Source organism: Salinicola aestuarinus, from assembly GCF_003206645.1.
Classification (GTDB): domain Bacteria; phylum Pseudomonadota; class Gammaproteobacteria; order Pseudomonadales; family Halomonadaceae; genus Salinicola; species Salinicola aestuarinus.
In genome coordinates this window covers 584,358-606,051 of sequence record NZ_PZJP01000008.1, presented here as the reverse complement: position 1 = coordinate 606,051, position 21,694 = coordinate 584,358, and the positions used below count along the sequence as shown (strand labels likewise).

The 21,694-nt window shown below is 66.0% G+C and carries 17 protein-coding genes; 8 read left to right on the top strand and 9 right to left on the bottom strand.

The genetic code is table 11. From position 1 onward, the window contains the following. Positions 1 to 29: 29 nt before the first annotated feature. From DOM41_RS14670 to ggt, 7 genes are all read right to left on the bottom strand, one after another. Positions 30 to 1,115: a sulfate/molybdate ABC transporter ATP-binding protein gene (locus DOM41_RS14670; RefSeq protein WP_110687583.1), complete on the bottom strand. Its 1,086-nt coding sequence runs from the start codon at positions 1,113 to 1,115 to the stop codon at positions 30 to 32. After that, the gene (cysW, locus tag DOM41_RS14665; protein ID WP_110687582.1) at positions 1,112 to 1,939 is read right to left on the bottom strand and encodes a sulfate ABC transporter permease subunit CysW; all 828 of its coding nucleotides are present in this window, start codon (positions 1,937 to 1,939) and stop codon (positions 1,112 to 1,114) included. Before cysW ends, DOM41_RS14670 begins: the two co-directional genes overlap by 4 nt. Continuing rightward, on the bottom strand, positions 1,939 to 2,793 hold the full coding sequence (gene cysT, locus DOM41_RS14660) for a sulfate ABC transporter permease subunit CysT (RefSeq protein ID WP_188112408.1): 855 nt from the start codon (positions 2,791 to 2,793) through the stop codon (positions 1,939 to 1,941). Before cysT ends, cysW begins: the two co-directional genes overlap by 1 nt. Next, positions 2,790 to 3,827, bottom strand: a complete 1,038-nt coding sequence (cysP, locus tag DOM41_RS14655) for a thiosulfate ABC transporter substrate-binding protein CysP (RefSeq protein ID WP_110687581.1) — start codon at positions 3,825 to 3,827, stop codon at positions 2,790 to 2,792. The genes cysT and cysP overlap by 4 nt, the downstream gene beginning before the upstream one ends. Positions 3,828 to 3,954: 127 nt before the next feature. Beyond that, entirely contained in the window at positions 3,955 to 5,166 is a 1,212-nt protein-coding gene (locus DOM41_RS14650) for an MFS transporter (protein ID WP_110687580.1), read from the bottom strand. After that, a complete protein-coding gene (locus tag DOM41_RS14645) occupies positions 5,166 to 6,152 on the bottom strand; it encodes an SH3 domain-containing protein (protein ID WP_110687579.1) in 987 nt (328 codons plus the stop codon). The genes DOM41_RS14650 and DOM41_RS14645 overlap by 1 nt, the downstream gene beginning before the upstream one ends. Positions 6,153 to 6,209: 57 nt before the next feature. Further along, positions 6,210 to 7,991, bottom strand: coding sequence for a gamma-glutamyltransferase (gene ggt / locus DOM41_RS14640; RefSeq protein WP_110687578.1), 1,782 nt, complete (start codon positions 7,989 to 7,991; stop codon positions 6,210 to 6,212). A gap of 346 nt (positions 7,992 to 8,337) precedes the next feature. Between ggt and DOM41_RS14635 the strand changes: the two genes are divergently transcribed. From DOM41_RS14635 to DOM41_RS14600, 8 genes are all read left to right on the top strand, one after another. Then, on the top strand, positions 8,338 to 9,048 hold the full coding sequence (locus DOM41_RS14635; protein WP_110687577.1) for a gluconate 2-dehydrogenase subunit 3 family protein: 711 nt from the start codon (positions 8,338 to 8,340) through the stop codon (positions 9,046 to 9,048). 2 nt (positions 9,049 to 9,050) lie between these two features. Further along, a complete protein-coding gene (locus DOM41_RS14630) occupies positions 9,051 to 10,823 on the top strand; it encodes a GMC family oxidoreductase (RefSeq protein WP_110687576.1) in 1,773 nt (590 codons plus the stop codon). 11 nt (positions 10,824 to 10,834) lie between these two features. Beyond that, positions 10,835 to 12,163, top strand: a complete 1,329-nt coding sequence (locus DOM41_RS14625) for a cytochrome c (RefSeq protein ID WP_245391858.1) — start codon at positions 10,835 to 10,837, stop codon at positions 12,161 to 12,163. A 264-nt stretch (positions 12,164 to 12,427) separates the two neighbouring features. Then, positions 12,428 to 13,114, top strand: a complete 687-nt coding sequence (gene rpe / locus DOM41_RS14620) for a ribulose-phosphate 3-epimerase (protein WP_110687575.1) — start codon at positions 12,428 to 12,430, stop codon at positions 13,112 to 13,114. Then, positions 13,114 to 13,464, top strand: coding sequence for a GIY-YIG nuclease family protein (locus DOM41_RS14615; protein ID WP_110687574.1), 351 nt, complete (start codon positions 13,114 to 13,116; stop codon positions 13,462 to 13,464). The genes rpe and DOM41_RS14615 overlap by 1 nt, the downstream gene beginning before the upstream one ends. A 34-nt stretch (positions 13,465 to 13,498) precedes the next feature. Next, a complete protein-coding gene (locus DOM41_RS14610) occupies positions 13,499 to 14,239 on the top strand; it encodes a ParA family protein (protein WP_110687573.1) in 741 nt (246 codons plus the stop codon). A 194-nt stretch (positions 14,240 to 14,433) separates the two neighbouring features. Continuing rightward, positions 14,434 to 16,140 carry a VRR-NUC domain-containing protein gene (locus DOM41_RS14605; protein ID WP_110687572.1) on the top strand — a complete coding sequence of 569 codons (1,707 nt, stop codon included), beginning with the start codon at positions 14,434 to 14,436 and terminating at the stop codon, positions 16,138 to 16,140. Then, complete coding sequence (locus tag DOM41_RS14600; RefSeq protein ID WP_110687571.1) at positions 16,137 to 18,482, top strand: ATP-dependent DNA helicase; 2,346 nt, start codon at positions 16,137 to 16,139, stop codon at positions 18,480 to 18,482. The genes DOM41_RS14605 and DOM41_RS14600 overlap by 4 nt, the downstream gene beginning before the upstream one ends. 41 nt (positions 18,483 to 18,523) lie before the next feature. Here DOM41_RS14600 and DOM41_RS14595 read toward each other — a convergent pair whose 3' ends face one another. Further along, on the bottom strand, positions 18,524 to 20,188 hold the full coding sequence (locus DOM41_RS14595; protein WP_110687570.1) for a dihydroxyacetone kinase subunit DhaK: 1,665 nt from the start codon (positions 20,186 to 20,188) through the stop codon (positions 18,524 to 18,526). Positions 20,189 to 20,218: 30 nt separating this feature from the next. After that, on the bottom strand, positions 20,219 to 21,523 hold the full coding sequence (locus tag DOM41_RS14590) for an NAD(P)/FAD-dependent oxidoreductase (RefSeq protein WP_110687569.1): 1,305 nt from the start codon (positions 21,521 to 21,523) through the stop codon (positions 20,219 to 20,221). Positions 21,524 to 21,694: the final 171 nt, after the last annotated feature.

Sequence of the window (21,694 nt, the reverse complement as noted above, 5' to 3'; positions counted from 1 at the left end):
CGCGCGCCACGTTTCGTAACGCCCGGGCGTTAGATGGCAGGTTCCAGCATCAGTGTCTGCGGTCTCGACGCATCGAAGCGATGAATCTGGCTGACGACGGCGTAGAGTCGTCGCCCTCGACGGATGTCCAGGCGATCGAACTCGGCATGTCCCACGCTGGCCTGCCACGGCTCGCCGAGCCAGTCGGCTTCAAGCTCAAGGCGCACTTCGGCGCCCACCGGTACCACGGCGCTGACGCTTACCGGCAGATGCGCGCCATGGCTCGGCTGGTCACTCAGGCGAATCTCGTGAGGGCGCAGCAGCAGCTCATGGCGTCCGTCGTCGATCCCCGGCACCGATAGACGGGCATCGCCGCAGGTCAGCACGCCACGGGCGACGTCACCCTCGAGCCGATTGACCTCGCCGAGAAACTCGAACACGAAGCGGTTGCTGGGACGGCGATAGAGCGTGTCCGGCGTCGCGATCTGCTCGACGCGACCGTCGCTCATCACGACCACGCGATCCGAGAGCTCCAGTGCCTCCTCCTGATCGTGGGTCACGAAGAGGCTGGTGAAGCCGAGTTCACCATGGAGGTGGCGCAACCAGCGACGAAGCTCCTGGCGCACCTTGGCATCCAGCGCGCCGAACGGCTCGTCGAGTAGCAGGACATCGGGCTTGAGCGCCAGTGCCCGGGCCAGCGAGACACGCTGCTGCTGGCCGCCGGAGAGCTGAGCCGGGTAGCGTGAGGCAAAGTCGGTCAGTCGCACCATCTCGAGTAGCTGCATGACCCGGCTTCGAATCTGGTCACTGGAAGGGCGCTCGCGGCGGGGCAGGGCGTTGAGCCCGAACGCCACGTTGTCGAACACGCTCATGTGACGAAAGAGGGCGTAGTGCTGGAACACGAAGCCGATGCGTCGGTCGCGGACGTGCACCTGCGTTACGTCGCGTTCCCCGAAATGAATCGAACCGCTGTCGGCCTGCTCGAGTCCGGCAACGATGCGCAATAGCGTCGTCTTGCCGGAGCCCGACGGCCCCAGCAGACCGATCAGCTCACCATCCTGGATATCGAGATCGATCGGCTCCAGGGCACGGGCGCGGCCGTAACGCTTGTCGACGCCTGCGATCCGAATGTTCATGTCGCGGTCTCCCGGCGCGCAGCGCGCCATTCGAGTGCGGCCTTGGCGGCAAGGGTCAACAGCGCCAGCATGGCCAGTAACGAGGCGCTGGTGAAAGCGCCGACGGTATTGTAATCCTGATAGAGCTGCTCGACCTGCAGCGGCAGGGTGTTGGTCTGGCCACGGATTGCGCCGGCCACCACCGACACCGCGCCGAACTCGCCGACGGCACGGGCGTTGGTGAGGATAACGCCGTAGAGCAGCGCATGGCGGATCTTGGGCAGCGTCACCCGTCGAAAGATGGTCCAGCCGGAGGCGCCGAGGGTGACGGCAGCCTCTTCCTCGCGCGCGCCCTGCGCCTGCATCAGCGGAATCAGCTCGCGGGCGACGAAGGGGCAGGTCACGAAGATCGTCACCAGCACGATGCCCGGCCACGCGAACATGATCTGGATGTCGTGGGCGTCGAGCCAGCCGCCGAGCCAGCCGTTGCGCCCGTAGAGCAACAGATAGACCAGCCCGGCGACCACCGGTGAGACCGCGAACGGGATGTCGATCAGCGTCTGCAGCAACCGCCGCCCCGGGAAGGTAAAGCGGGTCACCAGCCAGGCGAGAAAGACACCGAAGACCAGATTGACCGGCACGGTCAGCAGCGTCACCAGCAGCGTCAGCCCGATCGCCGCCAGCGTGTACTGGTCGCTGAGGTTCTGCCAGTAGACATCGAGGCCGCTCATCAGGGCCTGTGCGAAGATCGCCACCAGCGGCAGCAGCAGAAAGAGCGCGGACAACACGAGGGCGGCAACGATCAGCGTTCGTCGCACGCCCGGGGCGTCACCGATACGGACCATCAGGGGCGCCCTCCGTGCAGTCGTTTGATGAAGCGCCCCTGCCATAGATTGATGATCAGCAGCAGCATCAGTGAGGTGGCCAGCACGATGGAAGCGACCGCGGATGCCCCGGCGTAGTCGTACTCCTGCAGCTTGACGAAGATCATCAGCGAGGTGATTTCGGTTTCGTAGGGCTTGCCCCCGGCGATGAAGATCACCGCGCCGAATTCACCCAGCGAGCGCACGAAGGCGAGGCCGGTACCGGTCACCAGCGCCGGCCAGAGATAGGGCAGCAGCACCCGCCGAAAGGCATGGCCATCCGCGGCACCGAGCGTCACCGCGGCCTCGTCGACCTCTGCCGGTAGATCCTCCAGCACCGGTTGCACCGTTCTCACGACGAAGGGGATCGAAGTGAACGCCATGGCGAGCGCGATGCCGACCCAGGTGTAGGCGATGTCGATGCCCAGGGGGGCCAATAGCCCACCCATCCAGCCACTGCTGGAGTAGAGCGTGGCAAGTGTCACGCCGGCGACCGCGGTGGGCAGCGCGAACGGCAGATCCATCAGCGCATCCACCAGCCGCTTACCCGGAAACTCGTAGCGCACCAGTACCCACGCCATCAACAGGCCGAAGACGGCGTTGAAGAGCGCCGCCACCGCCGCCGCCAGCAGGGTCACGCCGTAGCTTGCCATCACGCGCGGATCGGTGATCAGGAACACGTACTGCGAAAGGCTCAACGTCGAAAGCTGCCCGACCAGACTGGTCAAGGGCAGCAGCAGGACTAGCGAGACGAAGGTCAGCGAGACGCCGAGCGACAGGCCGAAGCCTGGCAATACCCGGCGCTGATGCCCCCGAGTCAGGATTTTCGCAATCATCGGCGCTGGAGCTGATCCAGTTCACCGCCGCTGGCGAAGTGCGTCTCCATCGCCTCTGGCCAGCCGCCGAAGACGTCTTCCACGCGCAGCAGTTCGGTTTCGGGGAAGCGGTCGCTGTTCTCGGCGGCGACTTCCTCGTCGTTGACGCGGTAGTTGAAGTCGGCGAGCAGTTGCTGTGCTTCCGGGGTGTAGAGATAGTCAAGGTAGCCGTGGGCCAGGTCGGCGTTGCCGTTACGTTCGGCGTACTCATCGACCACGGCGACGGGGAACTCGGCCAGGATGCTGACCGGCGGTACCACGACTTCGTAGTCGTCCTCGCCATACTCCTGGCGGATGTTGTTGACCTCGGATTCGAAGGTGATCAGCACGTCACCGATATTGCGCTCGACGAAGGTCGTCGTCGCGCCGCGACCGCCGGTGTCGAACACTTCGACGTTGCCGAGGAACTGCTTCATGTAGGACTCGATCTGATCCTCGTCGCCGTCAAAGGTCTGATCGGCGTAACCCCAGGCGGCGAGATAGGTATAGCGGCCGTTGCCCGAGGTCTTGGGGTTGGGAAAGATCAATGCGACATCGTCGCGAGTGAGATCGTCCCAGTTCTCGATCTCCTTCGGGTTGCCCTTGCGCACCAGAAAGGCGGTGGTCGAGTAGTAGGGGGACGCGTTGTTGGGATACTGGTCCTGCCAGTCCTCGGCGACGAGGCCGGCGTCCGCCAGCACGTTCACGTCGGTTACCTGGTTGAAGGTCACGAGGTCGGCTCGCAGCCCCTGCATGATCGAGCGAGCCTGAGTCGAGGAGCCGCCATGAGACTGGTTCACGGCGACGGTTTCGTCGTGCTGCGCTTCCCACCAGGCGATGAACTTCGGATTGACGGCGGCGAAGAGTTCACGAGCGATATCGTAGGAGGCGTTGAGCAGCTCCCGCGGCTCGTCGTCCTGAGCCTGGGCGGGCAAGCTCGACAGCGCCGCGGCGCCAAGTGCCGTAGCCAGAAAGACGTGGCGAGAAGCGGCGCGCCAGTTCGTGTCCCAGTTCATGTCAATGTCCCTTGCTCGATTTATGTCGTTGCTTGGCAAGGCTAGATAAGCAAAAGAGTAATGACAATGCGGCTGTTTATACTCATTTAGAATATGTTGAGAGCGCAGGCCAGGTCGGCAACCCGCGCTAGGCGCTTCGATGAGCGTCGGCCTCGCGCCGACGCAGCGCCCACAGCCCGACGAGGGGGCCGGGTAGCAGCAGCCAGGCGATCTGCGCCTCGAGCGCAGGCAGGGCGGGGACGAGCAGGCCCAGCGACACCGCCGAGACACCGAAGCCGATGGCGTTCTGCAGGGTCAGCGCGCTACCCAGCAGCGGGGGTGGGCAGGCGCGCGCCGACAGCGCCGAGAAGTGTGGCGAGTCGATCACCGCGAGCAGGCTCCAGAGGGCCATCCAGGCGACCAGCGCCGCCGGCGCGAGAACCTCGGCAAACCAGGGGAAGAGCGCGGCGCAGCCCGCCGATCCGGCCAGCCCGATGCGGGCGATACGTTGACTGCCGAGATGCTGGCTGGCCCAGCCGCCGATCCAGCATCCCGGCGCCCCCACGGCGATCAGCGCGAAGGCAGTCAGCGCCGTTTCCCGTGTGCCGAGCGCAGGCATCGCCTGGGCCAGCAGCAGCGGCAGCAGCGCCCATAGCGTGTAGAGCTCCCACATGTGGCCAAAGTACGCCCCCGCCGCGCGTCGGAAGGCAGGGACGCGAAAGGCGTCGAGCCCGCCCAGGCGAAAGCCGGCGGCGCGTGATGGCGGCCTCTCGCTCGGTGTCGAGGTGTCGCTGGACGCCGGCTGGGCGGCAATGGGACTCGCCGATGGCTCGCCCAGTCGCAGGATCACGCCGCCGGCGACCAGTGCCATCAGCGAGGCGAGCCAAAGCGTCGACCGGTAGTCGCCACCCCAGTCGAGCGCGGCGAGGAGATGCGGCATCGCCGTGCCCAGCACCAGCATGCCGACCAGCCAGGAGAGGGCCAGCCCGGTGCTTTCGGGTACCCAGCGAACCATCAGCTTCATCCCGATGGGATAGATGCCGGCGAGACAGCATCCGGTGACGACCCGCCAGAGGGTGGCGACAACGAGGCTATCGGCGAACGTCAGCGCGGCGTTGGCGCCGGCGCCGATCAGGCAGGCGAGCGCAAAGAGTCGGCTCGCCGGGACGCGATCGGCGATACCGCTCAAGGCGAGCGTTAGCGTGCCGAGGAGAAAGCCTAGCTGCACGCCGCCGGTGAGCCAGCCGAGATCCGTCGGGGTGATTCCGAGCGAGGTCTGAAGCGCGCCGATGACGGCGTTGGGCGTGAACCAGAGCGCGGTGGCGAACCACTCGGCGATGGCGATGAGCAGAATCGGCATCAGCCGCCGTCGACGACCGCGAACGGAATGCGGTAGCGCTCATCGCCATGGCGAATGATGTGGTCATCGTCGCTCTGCATCGCCTGATAGTCGCTTGGCTCGCCGCCGCTGACGGCGACGACCGTGCTGTCCTCGAACAGAACGTGGCGCGTCTCGCCGTTCGGCAGCGTGATCCAGACGCCGGCGTTGCCGGGGCCATCGCGAATCACGCCAAACGGACACCGGGCCCACTCGCTCTCGAACCGGCAATCGAGCTCGCCCATGGCATCGAAAGGTCGGCTGCCGTCGGCCCGAGCGGGCAGCGGTGCCGTCGGATGCTGAATGGGCGGCGCTTCCGACAGGTAGTGGCCGGCGACCCAGCCCCGTTGCCCGGTGTTGGCCGCTCGGATCAGGCACCAGCGCTGCTCACCGCTCAGGCGGCAACCCTGGTTCTCGAGCGTCTCGCCGTTGGCAAGCACGCCAACGCTGGGATACCGACGCCCCGGGCCCTGCCGGACGTTGAGACGACCCTCGCTGTCAGCCAGCGTCACGCGCCAGGCATCCGGCCCGCCGGCCAGGCCATCGGCAAAATCCGGCGGGCCGAGCGCGACGGCCAGGCTGTAGCGCGCCTTCTCGTCGCGTCGCGCCGCCGCCCGTACCAGGAAGACATCGATGCGGTAGTCCCCGTCCGCCGGTAGGTGAACATCGGCAACATTGCCCTCCTGCATTCCGGCGAACAGTGCCGTGTCCGCCGCCTCTGGCCAAATGTTGAAGTAGGCACCGCCGTTGTCGGCTTCTAGGTCGACCGAGAGTGTCTGGCCCTCACGGCCCTTCAGCCGGAAGTGGTCCGTTTCACGCCCCGATAACTGCTCATGGATCAATGTGTGGCTGGTCACGTCGAGCGCCCGCACGACCTGCGCCTCGGCGCGACTTGTGAGCAGTAGGAACCCCAGTGCGGTTGCGGCGAGTGTGAACAGGCTCTGGCGGACAATCGAGTCGGCGGACATGACGGCTCCTACTAGCAACGTGGCGCTCGGGTAACGGCGAGCGAGAGACGATTCGGCTTACAGGCCCATCGCAGAGGAGGTCGAGCGCCGTGGATCGGCGCCGCCGGTAAAAGTGCCGTCCTCCTCGATCAGAATCGACTGCGCCGCGCCCATTGCGTCCTGCAGGCTGATGCGATGCCCCATCGCTTCCAGCAGCGCAATGGTGTCGGGACTGAGCCCATCCTCGATACGGATCTCCGCCGGCAGCCACTGGTCATGAATGCGTGGCGCGCTGACGGCGCTCTGAATGTTCATGCCGTGGTCGATCACGTTCATCACCACCTGCAGCGTCGTGGTGATGATTCGTGACCCGCCGGGGCTGCCGGTCACCAGGAAGTTTTTGCCATTCTTTTTGACGATGGTTGGCGTCATCGAGGAGAGCATGCGCTTGTTGGGTTCGATCCGGTTCGCCTCGCCCCCGATCAGCCCGTAGGCGTTGGGCGTGCCCGGCTTGGCGGAGAAGTCATCCATCTCGTTGTTGAGCAGAAAGCCGGCGCCGTCGACCACGATGCCGGAGCCGTAGCTGAAATTGATTGTGTAGGTGTTGGAGACGGCAAGGCCGTTGTCATCGGCGATGGAGAAGTGGGTGGTTTCGTTGGATTCGTAGGGCAGATCGACGGCCTTCGGGTCGCCCGCGGTGATCTCGTCGCTGGGCGTGGCCTGGTCGAGATCGATCTCGGCGCGACGTTCGTTGGCGTAGGCGGGTGAGGTGATTTCCGCCAGCGGCACCTCGACGAAATCGGTGTCGCCGAGATACTCGGCGCGGTCGGCGTAGGCGCGCTTCATCGCCTCGCTCATCAGGTGGATCGTGCGCGCCGAATTGAAGCCCATCGCGTTGATATCGAAGCCCTCGAGGATATTGAGCATCTGCACGATGTGGGCGCCGCCGGAAGAGGGCGGGCTCATGGCGTAGACATCAAACCCGCGATAGCGGCCGTGAACCGGCTCTCGAATCGTCGGTTCGTACTCGGCAAGGTCCGCCGCCGTCATCAACCCGCCGTGGCGGGCCATTTCCGCGGCGATCAGCTGCGCCGTCTCACCCTCGTAGAACTCTCGCGGGCCCTCGGCGGCGATGCGCTTCAAGGTAGCGGCGAGGTCCGGCTGGCGAAAGCGCTCCCCCGCTTGATAGGTCGAGCCGTCCGGCTTGTAGAACACCGCACGGCTCGACGGCCACGCCCCCAGCCGGTCGCGGGAGGCTTCGAGCCCCTGGGCGAACCGCGGCGGCACGATGAACCCCTCCTCGGCGAGCCGAATCGCTGGCGCCAGCGCTTCGGCCAGACTCAGCGTGCCGTACTCGTCGAGCGCCAGCGCCAGACCCGCGACCGTACCGGGCACGCCGGCGGCGTTATGAGTAAAACGGGAAAGCTCGCTCACCGCCTCGCCGGCGTCGTTCTGAAACATCGTCTCATAGGCCGCCGCAGGGGCTTTTTCGCGGTAGTCGATGGCGACGACCTCTCCGCTTTCCTCGTCCGAGACCAGCATGAAGCCACCGCCGCCGATGTTGCCCGAGCGGGGTTGCGTCACCGCCAGCGCGAACCCCGCCGTGACTGCCGCATCCACGGCGTTACCGCCGTCGGCGAGAACGTTGTGGGCGATCTGTGACGCGAGATAGTGGCTGGTCGCGACCATACCGTGCTCACCGGTTTCGGGATGAAAGCGCTCGCCCTCGAGAATCGCCGACTGGGCACTGGCGGGTTGGCTGATCAGCGCACCGAGCGCGATCAGTGTCGATCCGAGCGCGGTAAGCACGCAGCGCCGGTGAACCCTGGCGGGGCGGGAAGAGCCTGATCGACGTGACATGGCGGACCTCTGGCGGAGTTGTCGTGGGTTGCCGACGCGACGCGATGCTAGCGCGTGGAGGTCGTCAGCGTGTGTCATTCCCGTGATCGAGCGATGCCATAACTGCCAAGGAATTGAATTTCCTCATTAACGCATTGGGCGCCCGACGTAAATACGGCTTTAGTTGGTGCGCTAATCAAAAGCGTGCGTGGTAATTTGTCCTAGTCATCTAAACCAATGACGCCGAGCTACGTCTTTTGGCGCTGGCGTGACCGGCGCGAGTTCCCGCCCGCATCGGCCAACAACAAAGCCTGCCTTCGAGCGGGCGCCCACGCTGTGCTTCACCCGGATCGTGAAGGAGATAATCATGAGCGCAAAGCTCGAGAATGCGTCACGCCGTGACTTCATCAAAGGGTCTTTGATGATGATCCCGGCGGTGACGGTGGGCAGCGGTGTATCCCTGACCGCCGCCGCCGACGAACCCCCTCCCAACCTCGCCGACTACACGCCAACATTCTTCGACGCCGAGGAGTGGCAGTTCGTGATGGCCGCCTGTGATCGACTGATTCCCAGTGACGGCGCAGGCCCCGGGGCGCTGGAGACCAATGTACCGATCTTCATCGACAAGCAGATGGAGGGCAAGTTTGGTCATGCCGCCGACTGGTACATGAAGGGGCCCTTCACTGAAGACGCGTCACCGCTGTTCGGCTATCAGTCGTCGTTGACGCCACGCGAGGTCTACCGCAAGGGGATCGCGGCAACGCGTCGTCATTGCCAGGACGCCCTCGGTGAGGATTTCCGCGGCCTCGACGCCGCCGGGCAGGACCGAGTGCTGACGCAGCTCGAGCAAGGGGCGCTCGAATTCGACGAGGTCTCGGCGTCGCAGTTTTTCGCCTTTCTTCTGCAGAACACCAAGGAAGGGTACTTCGCCGATCCGATTCACGGCGGCAACAAGCACATGGCCGCCTGGAAATTCATCGGTTTTCCTGGGGCGCGTGCCGCGTACCGAGAGTGGGTGGATCAACACGACAGGGCCTACCCGCTAGGCCCCGTCAGTCTGACCGGGGAGAGAGGATAATCATGGCGAAGACCCAACCGCATGTTGACGTGGTCATGATTGGCCTGGGCTGGACCAACTCGATCATGGGCATGGAGCTGACCGAGGAGGGCCTTAACGTATTGGCCCTCGAGCGAGGTCCAGACCAGGACACCGTGCCCGAATTCGCCTATCCGAAAATGGCCGACGAGCTCACCTACGGTGTGCGTTACCAGCTGATGCAGCGCCCGGCGAAGAGCACCGTGACCGTGCGCCACGGGGTGCGTGACAGCGCGCTGCCGTATCGTTCGCTCGGCTCCTTTCTGCCCGGCAACGGCGTGGGCGGTGCCGGTACTCACTGGAACGGCCACACCTGGCGGCCGCAGCCGCAGGAGTTGCGCCTCAAGAGCTATGTCGAGGAGACCTTCGGCGCCGACATCATCCCGGACGACATGACGATCCAGGACTTCGGCGTTTCCTACGATGAGCTCGAGCCGCATTTCGACTTTTTCGAAAAGGTCGCCGGCATCGCCGGCAAGGCGGGCAATCTCAACGGTGAGATTCAAGCCGGCGGCAACCCTTTCGAGGGTTGGCGTTCCGATGAGTACCCGATGCCGCCGATGGCGCGCACGCTCAACGACTCGATGTTTCGCGATGTCGCCAAGGCCCAGGGGCTCCATCCGTTCCCGCTGCCAGCGGCCAACGCCTCCGAGGCGTATACCAACCCCTACGGCATGCAGCTTGCGCCCTGCAACTACTGTGGCTTCTGTGAGCGCTACGGCTGTCTCAATGGCTCCAAGTCCTCGCCGCAGACCTGCGTGCTGGGCGCGCTCAAGCGCCGGGAGAACTTCAGCTACCGCGCCAACTGCGAGGTGATGAAGGTCGAACTGGCGGAGGACGGCAAGACGGCCACCGGGGTCACCTACATCGACGAGAACGGCGATGAGGTCTTCCAGCCGGCGGATCTGGTGATCATGGGCGCCTATTCGCTGCACAACGTCCATCTGCTGCTGCTCTCGGGAATTGGCGAGCCCTACAACCCGATCAGTGGCGACGGGGTCGTGGGCAAGAATTACGCGTACCAGATGAATGGCGGGGCGACGCTTTACTTTCAGGACAAGGCGTTCAACCCGTTCATCGGTGCCGGTGCCAACGGTGAAACGCTCAACGACTTTGGGGTCGAGCAGATCGATTTCGCCAGGGAGGGCTTCATCGGGGGCTCCTACTTCAATGCCGCGATGACCAACGGTCAGCCGATTCGCAATATGCCGCTGCCTGGCGGCGCCCCCCAATGGGGAGCCGAGTGGAAAGAGGCGGTGCAGCAGACCTATGGCCATACCATGACCATAGGTTCGCACGGCAGCAACATGGCCTACCGCGACTGCTATCTCGATCTCGACCCGACCTATACCGATGACCACGGCCGGCCCCTGATGCGCATGACCTTCGACTGGAAGGACAACGACGTGCGCATGACGCAGTTCATGAAGCAGAAGATCGATACCCTCTCCCGCGCGCTGGCGCCGGACGACTACAAACTGTCGTTCAAGGACTTCGACTCCCACTACGACGTTCGCCCCTACCAGACGACGCACAACGTGGGCGGCGCCATCATGGGCAGCGACCCCAGCACCAGCGTGCTCAATCGCTATCTACAGAGCTGGGACGTCCATAACGTCTTCGTCATGGGGGCCAGTGCCTTTCCGCAGAATCTCCAGTACAACCCCACCGGACTCGTCGGCGCACTGACGTACTGGGCGGCCAAGGCGATTCGCGAGCAGTACCTGAAAAACCCCGGACCGCTGGTTCAAGCCTGAGGAGAGCGATCATGCTGTATCGACACGGTTTCATCGCGCTCGCGGGCCTGGGGCTAATGACCACGACCGGAATGGCGCTGGCGGCGACCGCCAGTCCTGACGCACAGGGTGACGTGGCGCGCGGCGCCTACCTTGCCCGTGCCGGCGACTGTGTGGCGTGTCACACCGCGCCCGGCGGTCAGCCGTTTGCCGGGGGCCTGGAGATCGACAGCCCCTTCGGCACCATCGTCTCGACCAATATCACGCCGGACCCGGACGCGGGTATCGGCGACTACAGCCGGGACGACTTTGCCGCGGCCCTGCGTGAAGGCGAGCGTGCCGATGGCGCCAACCTCTATCCGGCAATGCCCTATACCGCCTACGCCAAGCTCAGCGACGACGACATCGACGCGCTCTACGCCTATTTCATGCAGGGTGTGGACCCGGTCAACGAGACGCCGGCGGAGAGCGATCTCGGCTTTCCCTTCAACCAGCGCTGGGGCATCGGTCTCTGGAACTGGCTGTTCGCCGATACCGATGCCTTCCAACCCCGCGAGGGGCAGGGCGCACAGATTGCCCGGGGCGCCTATCTGGTTCAGGGGCTTGGCCACTGCGGCAGCTGCCATACGCCTCGCGGACTGTTCTTTCAGGAGAAGGCGCAGGACGACAGTGGCGAGGCGTTTCTTGCCGGCGAAACGCTGGATGGCTGGTGGGCCCCCAATCTGCGCGGCGGCGGTGAGGGCGACGAGGGGCTTCAGGGCTGGAGTCAGGCGGCCATCGTCGAGTATCTGGCCACCGGGCGTAACGACCACGATGCGGTGGTCGGCGAGATGACCTCGGTGGTGGCCAACAGCACCTCCCATCTGACCGATGACGATCTGCAGGCGATCGCCGCGTACCTGAAATCGCTGCCGCGAGAGCGCAACGACGAAAGTGCGACGAGCGACACCACGCCGGCGCAGACGGAGCAGAAGCTGGCGGCCGCCGATGTCGAAGGGGCCCTGGGTGCCAGGCTCTATCTCGACAACTGCAACGCCTGCCACACCGTCAGTGGTGAGGGCGCGCCGAAGGTGTTTCCGTCGCTGGTGGGTAACGAGCTGGTCAACGCCGACGATCCCACGGGGCTGCTTCGTGTGATTCTGGAAGGCGCCCGGCTCCCGTCGACGCCGGCCAAGCCGGAAGCGCTGGCGATGCCGGACTTCGCGTGGCGGCTTTCTGATGCCGAGGTCGCGGAGCTTGCGACGTTCGTGCGCGGCGGCTGGGGCAATCACGCCGATGCGGTGAGCGCCGATCAGGTCGCCGACGTGCGCAAGACGCTCCCCGACGATCGCGAGACCAGCGCGCCGGATTTCGTGCCCTAGGCTTCGGACCCCCGCCGAACGAGCGACAGGCGCGTTGCCTGGCGCCAACGACCCAACGACGCCCCGCCGGTCCCCCGACCGGCGGGGCGTCGTCGTTCAACGGCCAATGGCTACGTGCTTCCGCCGGCTGTGTATCAAGGCGAAACGCGCGACGGGGCACGAAGTGTGGCATCCGGTTCAGCGGTGCTGGAGACCCGCCCGCGACAGTTCGCGTGCTTGCGTTAGAATGCAGACAGTCTTTCCGCACTCCAAGGACGCGTTGTCATGCCGGACTTCAAGATTGCCCCCTCCATTCTTTCCGCCAACTTCGCCTGCCTCGGCCAGGAGGTCGACGATGTGCTCGCTGCCGGCGCGGACATGGTCCATTTCGACGTCATGGACAACCATTACGTGCCCAATCTCACGATCGGGCCGATGGTCTGCGAGGCGCTGCGCAAGCACGGTGTGACCGCGCCCATCGACTGCCATCTGATGGTCAAGCCGGTGGATCGTCTGATCGGTGACTTCATCGACGCCGGCGCCGGCTACGTCACGTTTCACCCGGAAGCCTCGGAACACGTCGACCGTTCGTTGCAGCTCATTCGTAGCCAGGGCGTGAAGGCGGGGCTGGTCTTCAACCCGGCCACGCCGCTGAGCTATCTCGACTACGTCATGGACAAGGTCGACATGATCCTGATCATGAGCGTTAACCCCGGGTTCGGCGGGCAGTCGTTCATCCCGGCCGCGCTGGACAAGCTCAGAGAGGCGCGTCGGCGAATCGACGCGAGCGGACTGCCGATCCGCCTTGAGATCGACGGTGGCGTGGGCGTTGAGAACATTGCCGAGATCGCCAGGGCAGGGGCGGACACCTTCGTCTCCGGCTCGGCCATCTTCAAGGCGCGCAACCCGGAAGAGGCCAACCGCTACGATGGCGTCATCCAGCGGCTGCGCGGCGAGCTCGCTGGCGCCTGATGGGCACCGCCGACGATCACGGCATCGCCGCGCGCCGCTGGTATCTCTATCTCGTCGAGACCGCCAGCGGCGCCCTCTACACCGGGATCTCCACCGATGTCGCCAGGCGAATCGATCAGCACGCCCGCGGGCGGGGCGCGCGGGCGCTGCGCGGCAAGGGGCCGTTGACCCTGCGTCACGCCGAGTACGTGGGCGAACACGGCGATGCACTACGCCTCGAGGCGTCGATCAAGCGCTTGAGCGCGCCGGCCAAACGCCGCTGGCTGGCCGAACGCGTTACCTTGAGTGAGGTCGCGACGATCGGCGGTTGTCATCGGAATGTCACCAACGCCGGAGACCGCGACGCGTAGACTCCGCGCCACCGGACTGTCGAGGAGTGGGTTGATGAAAGTGGTCGCGCTACACAATTTGAAAGGCGGGGTGGGCAAGACGTCCGCTGCGGTCAATCTCGCCCGCGAGGCCAACCGTGACGGTATGCCGGTACTGGTCTGGGACCTCGACGCCCAAGGGGCTTCGACCTGGGTGCTCGGTGGCGAAAACGGGCTGGGGCGCAAGGTGAAGAAGCTGCTTGCCGGCAAGTCACCGCTGGGGGAGGAGGTACAGCACACCGCCTGGGAGCGACTCGACCTGCTGCCCGCCGACCTTCGCATGCGCGAGCTGGACCGACTTCTCGATAGTGCCAGCGGCGGCGACAAGCACCTCAAGCGGCTTATCGCGCCGTTCAGTGAAGAGTACGCGCTGCTGATACTCGATTGTCCGCCGGGGCTGTCGACGCTCTCCGACCAGCTGGTGCGCGCCGCCGATCGTATTCTGGTGCCGACCATTCCCAGCCCGCTCTCGGTGCAGGCTTTCTCGCGGATGATGGATCATCTCGATCTCGGCAAGCGTCAGCGTCAGCGAGTCGCGCCGTTCTTCAACCTGGTCGATCGCCGCCGCAAGCTCCACCGGGAGTGGCTGGAGACGCCGCCGGCGGCCATCGCGCCTGCCATGCAGAGCTGGATTCCCTACGCCAGCGACGTGGAGCGCATGAGCCTCGAGTGCCGACCGCTCGCCGACCTCGCCCCGCGAAGCCGCGCCACGCTCGCCTACCGGCAGCTATGGCAGGAGCTGAAAGCCACGCTCTGAGCCGCCTGCAGACGCAGGGCCGAGAATCCCGTGCCCCTCCCGGGGCTTTCCGGGCGATGGCCTCCCGCGGCTCCGGCCGCCGTCGTGTCTTCGGTCACCTCTGGCATTCCCTGTATACTTGCCCAGTCAACGTGGCCGCGCGACGCGGCCGCGTGATGTCTCGACGCTCGTCTCCCCAGCACCGGTGGCAATGCATGACTCGGCCCGTCCTCGACGACCCGCTCTACTATCTGGTCAATTTTCGTCGCGTACTCGCCTGGCTCGAGACGCGCTACGCGGATCTGCTGAGCGAGGTGGAGACCGCTTTCCTCACCGACTTTGCCGCGCTGCCCGAGGCATCGCAGGCGCTGCTGGTGCGCATGGTGATGCGCAAGGGGGAGGACTTTCGCGACAGTCGTCTGGTCTATCCCGAGATCGGCGAGACGTCGGCTGCCGTCGCGCCCCTGATGGCCGCGGGGTTCGTCCAGGCGGACCCGCCGCTGACCCTGGAAGCGCTGTTCGCGCTGACCACCAAACCGGAACTGCGCGCCGGACTCGACGGCGTCTTCGCCGGTGAGGAGCTGTCACGCAGCGCCGGCAAGGGAGAGTGGCTGGCGCAACTCGGTGCCGGGGATTTCACGCCGCGCCCGCTGGCACACTGGCTGCCGACGCTCGGTGATCGGCACTATCGGCTGATGGTGGACGAGATGGCCGAGCGCTTCCGCTTGATGTTCTTCGGCAACCTGCGCCAGCAGTGGTCGGAGTTCGTCCTTGCCGATCTCGGCGTCTACCGCTTCGAGGCGGTCACCCTGGGTGCCGGGTCGCGGGCCTTCTCCGAACGCGACGAGCTGGAGAGCTATCATCGTCTTCATCGACTGCGCACCCGGTTCGAGAGGGAGGAACCGTTAACGACGCTGACGCCGGATCTACCGCTGGCGGCATTCGCCAACCCCTGGCTCGAGCGTCGCCGAGCGCGACTGATCGACAAGATCGCCTACCGGCTGGAGCGCGACGACGAACTCGAGGCATCGCTTGCGCTCTACGCCAATAGCCCGACGCACTACGCTCGCGTCCGTGAAGTCCGGGTGCTGGAGCGACTCACCCGGTACGACGCCGCTTTCGATGCCGCCGAGCTGGCGCTTGCCATGCCGCTTCGCGATGCCGAGGCGCAGCGCCTGGCCCGGCTACATCAGCGCCTGGCGCGCAAGCTGGGGCGGCCCGCGAGGGACGAGGCAGCCTTCGTCGAGCCAGAGCGCATCGACCTCGAACTGCCGCGGGCGCGCAGCGTCGAGCGGGCGGTCGCCGAGCATCTCTCCACCGCCGAGGCCCCGGTGCTCTACGTCGAGAACGCGCTGGTGAATGCGCTCTTCGGCCTGCTCTGTTGGCCGGCGATCTTTGCGCCGCTGCCGGGGGCCTTCTTCCACCCGTTCCACTCGGCGCCGGCGGACCTGCATGACGACGACTTCCGGGCCCGGCGCGCCGAGGCATTCGAAAGCTGCTTTGCGCTGCTGACTTCGGGGGCGTACCGCGAGGTGATTCTGGCGCGGTTCGATACGAAGTTCGGCATGCAGTCGCCGTTCGTCTTCTGGGAGGCCATCCGCCGCGAGACGCTGGAACTCGCCCTCGACTGTATCCCGCCGCACCACCTCCGGCACTGGTTCGAGCGGTTGCTCAACGACGTTCGCGCCAACCGTGCCGGCATGCCGGATCTCATTCAATTCGATCCGCAGGCGCAGAAGTACCGGATGATCGAGGTCAAGGGCCCCGGAGATCGCCTGCAGGACAACCAGAAGCGCTGGCTCGCCTTCTGCGCCGAGCACGCCATGCCGGTGAGCGTCTGCTACGTGCGCTGGCAGCCGGTATCCGAAGCGGCACGCGACGCCGGCGTCGCGCAGACTAACAGTCCCGGCGGGCCGGCATGAGTTATCGCATCGCCGTCCGCGCGCTCTGCGAGTTTGCGGCCAAGACCGGCGACCTCGACCTGCGTTTTACGCCGTCACCCTCGGCCCAGGAAGGAATTGCCGGCCACCGGGTGGTGGCCTCGCGTCGTGGGGACAGTTACGAGAGTGAGGTCGTGCTGACCGGGGAGTATCGCCAGTTAAGCGTTCGCGGTCGCGCCGATGGTTTCGACCCGGTCGGCAATCGGCTCGAAGAGGTCAAGACGCACCGCGATGATCTTTCGCGCCAGCCGGGCAACCAGCGCGCATTGCACTGGGCGCAGGCCAAGGTCTACGGCCACCTGCTGTGCCAGGCGCGCGGACTCGATCAATTGACGGTGACGCTGGTCTATTTCGATATCGTCACGCAGCGCGAGACCCCGCTGAGCGAGCGCTGCAGTGCCGAGGCGCTGCGTGACGCCTTCGAGTGTCAGTGTCAGGCCTTTCTCGCCTGGGCCCAGCAGGAGCTTGCCCACCGACGCCAACGTGACGAGGCGCTGGCAGCGTTGCGCTTTCCTTTCGCCGGGTTTCGGGAAGGGCAGCGCCCGCTGGCGGAGTCGGTCTACAAGGCCGTGCACACTCGCCGCTGGCTGATGCTGCAGGCGCCCACCGGTATCGGCAAGACGCTGGGCACGCTCTTTCCCATGCTCAAGGCGATGCCGGGCCAGCCGCTCGACAAGCTCTTCTTTCTCACGGCGCGCAACACCGGCCAGCGCCTCGCCCTGGAGGCGTTGACACACCTGGGGGCGACGCCGGCTTGCGAGCCGAACCCGATGGCGTCGCCGGTCGAGGTCGACGAGGCGGCAGTCAGGCAGTCGGGGGAGGGCGCGGCGGCGGTGCCGCTTCGTGTGCTCACTCTCAGCGCGCGCGAGAAAGCCTGCGAGCATCCGGACAAGGCCTGCCACGGGGAGTCCTGTCCGCTGGCGACGGGGTTCTACGATCGGCTGCCGGCGGCGCGGACGGCTGCGGCAGCGCAGCGCTGGCTCGACCGTCCGGCGCTGCGCGATATCGCGCTCGCGCATGAGATCTGCCCCTATTATCTGGGCCAGGAGATGGCGCGCTGGGCAGACGTGGTGATTGCCGACGTCAACTACTGGTTCGACTTCCACGCCATGCTCTATGCGCTCACCCGCGAGCTTGCCTGGCAGGTCGGGATACTGGTGGACGAGGCACACAATCTGGTGGAGCGCGGCCGCGGGATGTACAGCGCTTCGCTGGATCACGCAGCGTTTCGGCGGCTGAAACCGACCCTCCCCGGGCCGTTGAAGCGACCGCTCGGACGGGTCGCCACGCTGTGGCAGGCGCTCGCCGACGAGAGCGATGCGGCGTACCGCGTGCTGGAGACGCTGCCGGGCAAGTTCATCAGCGCGCTGACCCAGGCGGTGTCGGCGATTGTCGAGTATCAGGCGGAACAGCCCATCGCGCTGGAGAGTGATCTGCAGACCTTCTGTTTCGAGGCGCAGCACTTTTGTCGGGTAGCCGAGACCTTTGGCGATCACTCGCTCTGCGACGTCGAGCGTCAGGCGCCCCGGGGCCGGCAGCGCCACGCCGGGGCGCGGGTCACACTGCGCAACGTGGTCCCCGCGCCGTTCCTGGCGCCTCGCTTCGCGGCGGCCCACGGGGGCACGCTCTTCTCGGCGACGCTGACGCCGGAAGCCTACTATCGCGACCTGCTCGGCCTGCCCGACGACACGCCATGGCTGCCGCTGGCATCGCCGTTTTGTGACTCCCAGCTTGAAGTGCGGGCGGCCTCCCGGCTGTCGACCCGCTACGCCGACCGTGACGCCTCGCTGACGCCGATCGCCGATCGCATCTCGGCGCAGTTTCACGCCCGGCGGGGCAATTATCTGGCGTTCTTTTCGAGTTTTGCGTATCTGCAGCAGGTCGCCGAACGCCTGGCTGAACGCCATCCCGAGTTGCCACAGTGGTGTCAGGCCGCACGCATGGACGATGCGGCCCGCGAGGGCTTCCTGGCGAGGTTCGAGTGCGGTGGAGAAGGGGTCGGATTCGCTGTGCTGGGCGGCATTTTCGGGGAAGGCATCGACCTGCCCGGGGATCGGCTGATCGGCGCGTTCGTCGCCACCCTGGGACTGCCCCAGGTCAACCCGGTCAACGAACAGATGCGCGCACGACTGCAGGCGCTCTACGGCAGGGGCTACGACTACGCCTACTACTATCCGGGCCTGCAGAAGGTGGTACAGGCCGCCGGCCGGGTGATCCGCACCGGCAGCGACGAAGGCGTGATCCATTTACTCGACGATCGCTTCACCCAGGCGAAGGCCATGGCGCTGCTGCCGGATTGGTGGCCGGCGCCGATTCTCGATTGAGTGCCATTCGACGCGGCGAATCGCCCGACGCGCGGCGGGGCTCAGCGCGGGGCAGCCGCCAGCGCGTCGAGCACTCTGGCCACGGCTTCGGCGCCAGGGTCGATGACACCTGCCAACGCGCTCTCGGGCACGTAGGCGGAGCGACCGGCGTGGGCACGGGTCAGTTCGGCCGTTGCGTCGGCGCCGGCCCGAGCCGCGGCGGCGGCATCGGCGAGCGTCTCGTCACGTGCCAGCGCCTCCACGGCGGGCACCAGGGCGTCGAGCAGGGTGCGATCCCCAGGCTTTGCGCCACCGTAGGCCTGGAGCTTGGCCACACCCTCGACAAGAGCGTCGGGCAGGTCGCCGCCGCGGGCGAGACCGGCGCTGGTGGCAGTGAAGAGGATCGACAGCAGCACGCCACTCGAGCCTCCCATGTCACGAGACAGCAACTGGCCGATACCGGCGAACAGCGACGGCAGCGCCTGTGTGTCGAGTCGCCTGGCGTCGAGCGCCGCGGCGATCGAGTCCGCACCGCTTGCCATGCTGGTGCCGGCATCTCCATCGCCACTTTTGGCATCGAGCGCGTCGAGCGTGTCTCGGGCCTCGCGCAGCGCGGTGATTGCCGCCTTCACCCGTGCAGTAACCGCCGGATTCTGCGGTGCCGACTCGCTCAGCGCCTCACTTTCTCGATGTGTGTCAGGCGTGAATGTGGTGGGCGCAACGACGGGTTTGAGGCCACACCAGCCCGGCGCCGTTGTCGGGGCGGCCAGCGCCTCGATGAGGGCGTCGTCGGCGGGCACCAGCGTCACCGAGAAGCCGTGCATGTCGAGCGAGGTCATCAATGGGGCGGGGCCGATGAGATGCGACACCGATGCCTGGCCGAGCTGGCGCAGCAGGCTGGCGGCGAGCACGCCCATCTCCTGCGTCGAACAGCTACCGAGATCGTTGAGCATCGCGATCCACCGCGTATCCCCGTCGTGACCGCCGCGGTCGCGCATCGCGTTGCGCAGCGGCGTCAGGACCTCGGTCATGGCATCCTCGGCGCTGCCAGGGGTGACTTCACGGGTGCCGGTTTCGTTGTGAATGCCGATCCCGAGTTCCGGTGATCGCATCACCGCGGATTGTCCCGGTTGCGTGGCGGGGCGCAGCGCCATGCCTAGGGAGCCTATGCGCTTGCACAGGGATTCGGCCTGGGTCCGTATCTCGTCGAGCGGGACCTGGCGACTGGCCAGATAGCCGGCCAGTTTGTGGACCAGGACGGTCCCGGCGATGCCACGGGGCTGCGGCGCATCGTGGATGGCGACATCGTCGGCAACGATGACCATGGCGACGTTCAGGTCTTCACTGCGGGCACGCTCGGCAGCCAGACCGAAGTTGAGTCGATCACCGGTGTAGTTCTTGACCACCAGCAGGCAGCCCGCGGTGCCGCAGACCTCGCGGATGGCCGCCAGTACCGCCTCCACGCTGGGGGAGGCGAACAGATTGCCGGAGATGGCGCCGGTCAGCATGCCGTCACCGATGTAGCCGGCGTGAGCCGGCTCGTGGCCGGCCCCGCCCCCGGAGAGCACCGCGACCTGGCGCGCGCCGTGATCGGCCCTGTCCCAATCCCGGCGAATCAGGACCCGCAGTCCGCTCTGCGGATCGGCGATGCGAAGCGGGGCGGTCGCCGCCGCCGTCTGCAGGGTGTCGTCGACGACGTCGGCGGCAGCGTTGTAGAAACGTTCCATTCTGACTCCCTCCCGGCTGCGGGATTTCGCTCAGTGCAGTTTCATCTTGGGTCGCAGGTAGCGGTTGAGACGGTCGACCACCATCGTCATCCCGGTGCGAAAGATGCCGTGAATCGCCATCTGATGCATGCGATAGAGCGAAGCGTAGAACATCCTCGCCAGTCGCCCCTCGATGAACAGGCTGCGCGCCGAGGCGCCGCGCATCAGACTGCCGACGGCGTCGAAGTGCGCCAGCGAGATCAGCGAGCCACGGTCACGATAGGTGAACGGCTTGAGCGGCTTGTTCTCCATCGCGGCCCGCAGGTTGCGGTAGCAGAGGCTCGCCTGCTGGTTTGCCGCCTGGGCGCGCGGCGGTACTCGCTTGTCATCATCCGGGCTCAGCGGGCAGGCCGCGCAGTCGCCGAAGGCGAAGATGCGCTCGTCGTCGACGCTCTGTAGCGTCGACGAGACGGTGATCTGATGATTGCGCTCGGTGGTGATGCCGAGCTCCGACAGGAACGCGGGGGCGCGAATGCCGGCGGCCCAGACGCTGAGATCGGTATGAAGCGACGTGCCGTCGGCGGTGATGAACCCATCGTCGTTGGCTTCGGTGATCCGCGTGTCGACGTGGATCTTGACGCCGAGGCGCTCGAGTTCCCCGTGGACGGCGCGACTGATGCGCTCGGGAAGGGCCGGCAGGATGCGTGGCGCGGCTTCGATTAGATGCACTTCGAGCTTGGTGCTGTCGAGTGCAGTGAAGCCATAGCTGTGAAGCATGCGCGAGGCCCCGAAGAGCTCCGCGGCGAGCTCCACGCCTGTGGCGCCGGCACCGACCAGTCCCACCGAGAGCTTGGGATGTGTGCGTCGTTCGGGGTCGCTGTAGCGCAAAAAAGTGTCGAGCATGTGGCGGCGAAAATGCTCCGCCTGCTGCGGGCTATCGATGAAATGGCACTGCTCGGCAACCCCCGGCGTCCCGAAGTCGTTGGAGACGCTGCCGACCGAGAGCACCAGGTAGTCGTAGTCGATCTGGCGCGCGGGCAGCACGACTTCACCCTCGCTATCGTGGATCGGCTCCAGCGTGATCGTGCGAGCCTCGCGATCGATGGTGCTGAGGCTGCCGCGTTGAAAGCGGTAGCCGTGGTGCTTGGAGTGCCCCTGATAGGAGACCTCGTCGAGGCCGGAATCGAGCGCGCCGGTGGCGATCTCGTGCAGCAGGGGTTTCCAGATATGCGTAGAGTTGCGGTCGACCAGCACGACGTCGGCACGTTTGCGCTTGCCGAGTTTCTCTCCGAGACGGGTGGCGAGTTCGAGCCCGCCGGCGCCGCCGCCGACGACGACGATACGAGGTTCGGTCATGGGGGGGTGTTGTCCTTGGTGAGAGCGAAGATAGTGTTGTCGTTAGAGCGGATATCGGGAAACCTGTCAGCGGGTCGTATGGCGAGGGTCTCGGCACGCTGAATCGCGCCGCGGTGGCAGCGTCGAGACGCCAGGGTTGCCGATACGACAAAAGTCTTAGCGCTAGGATAC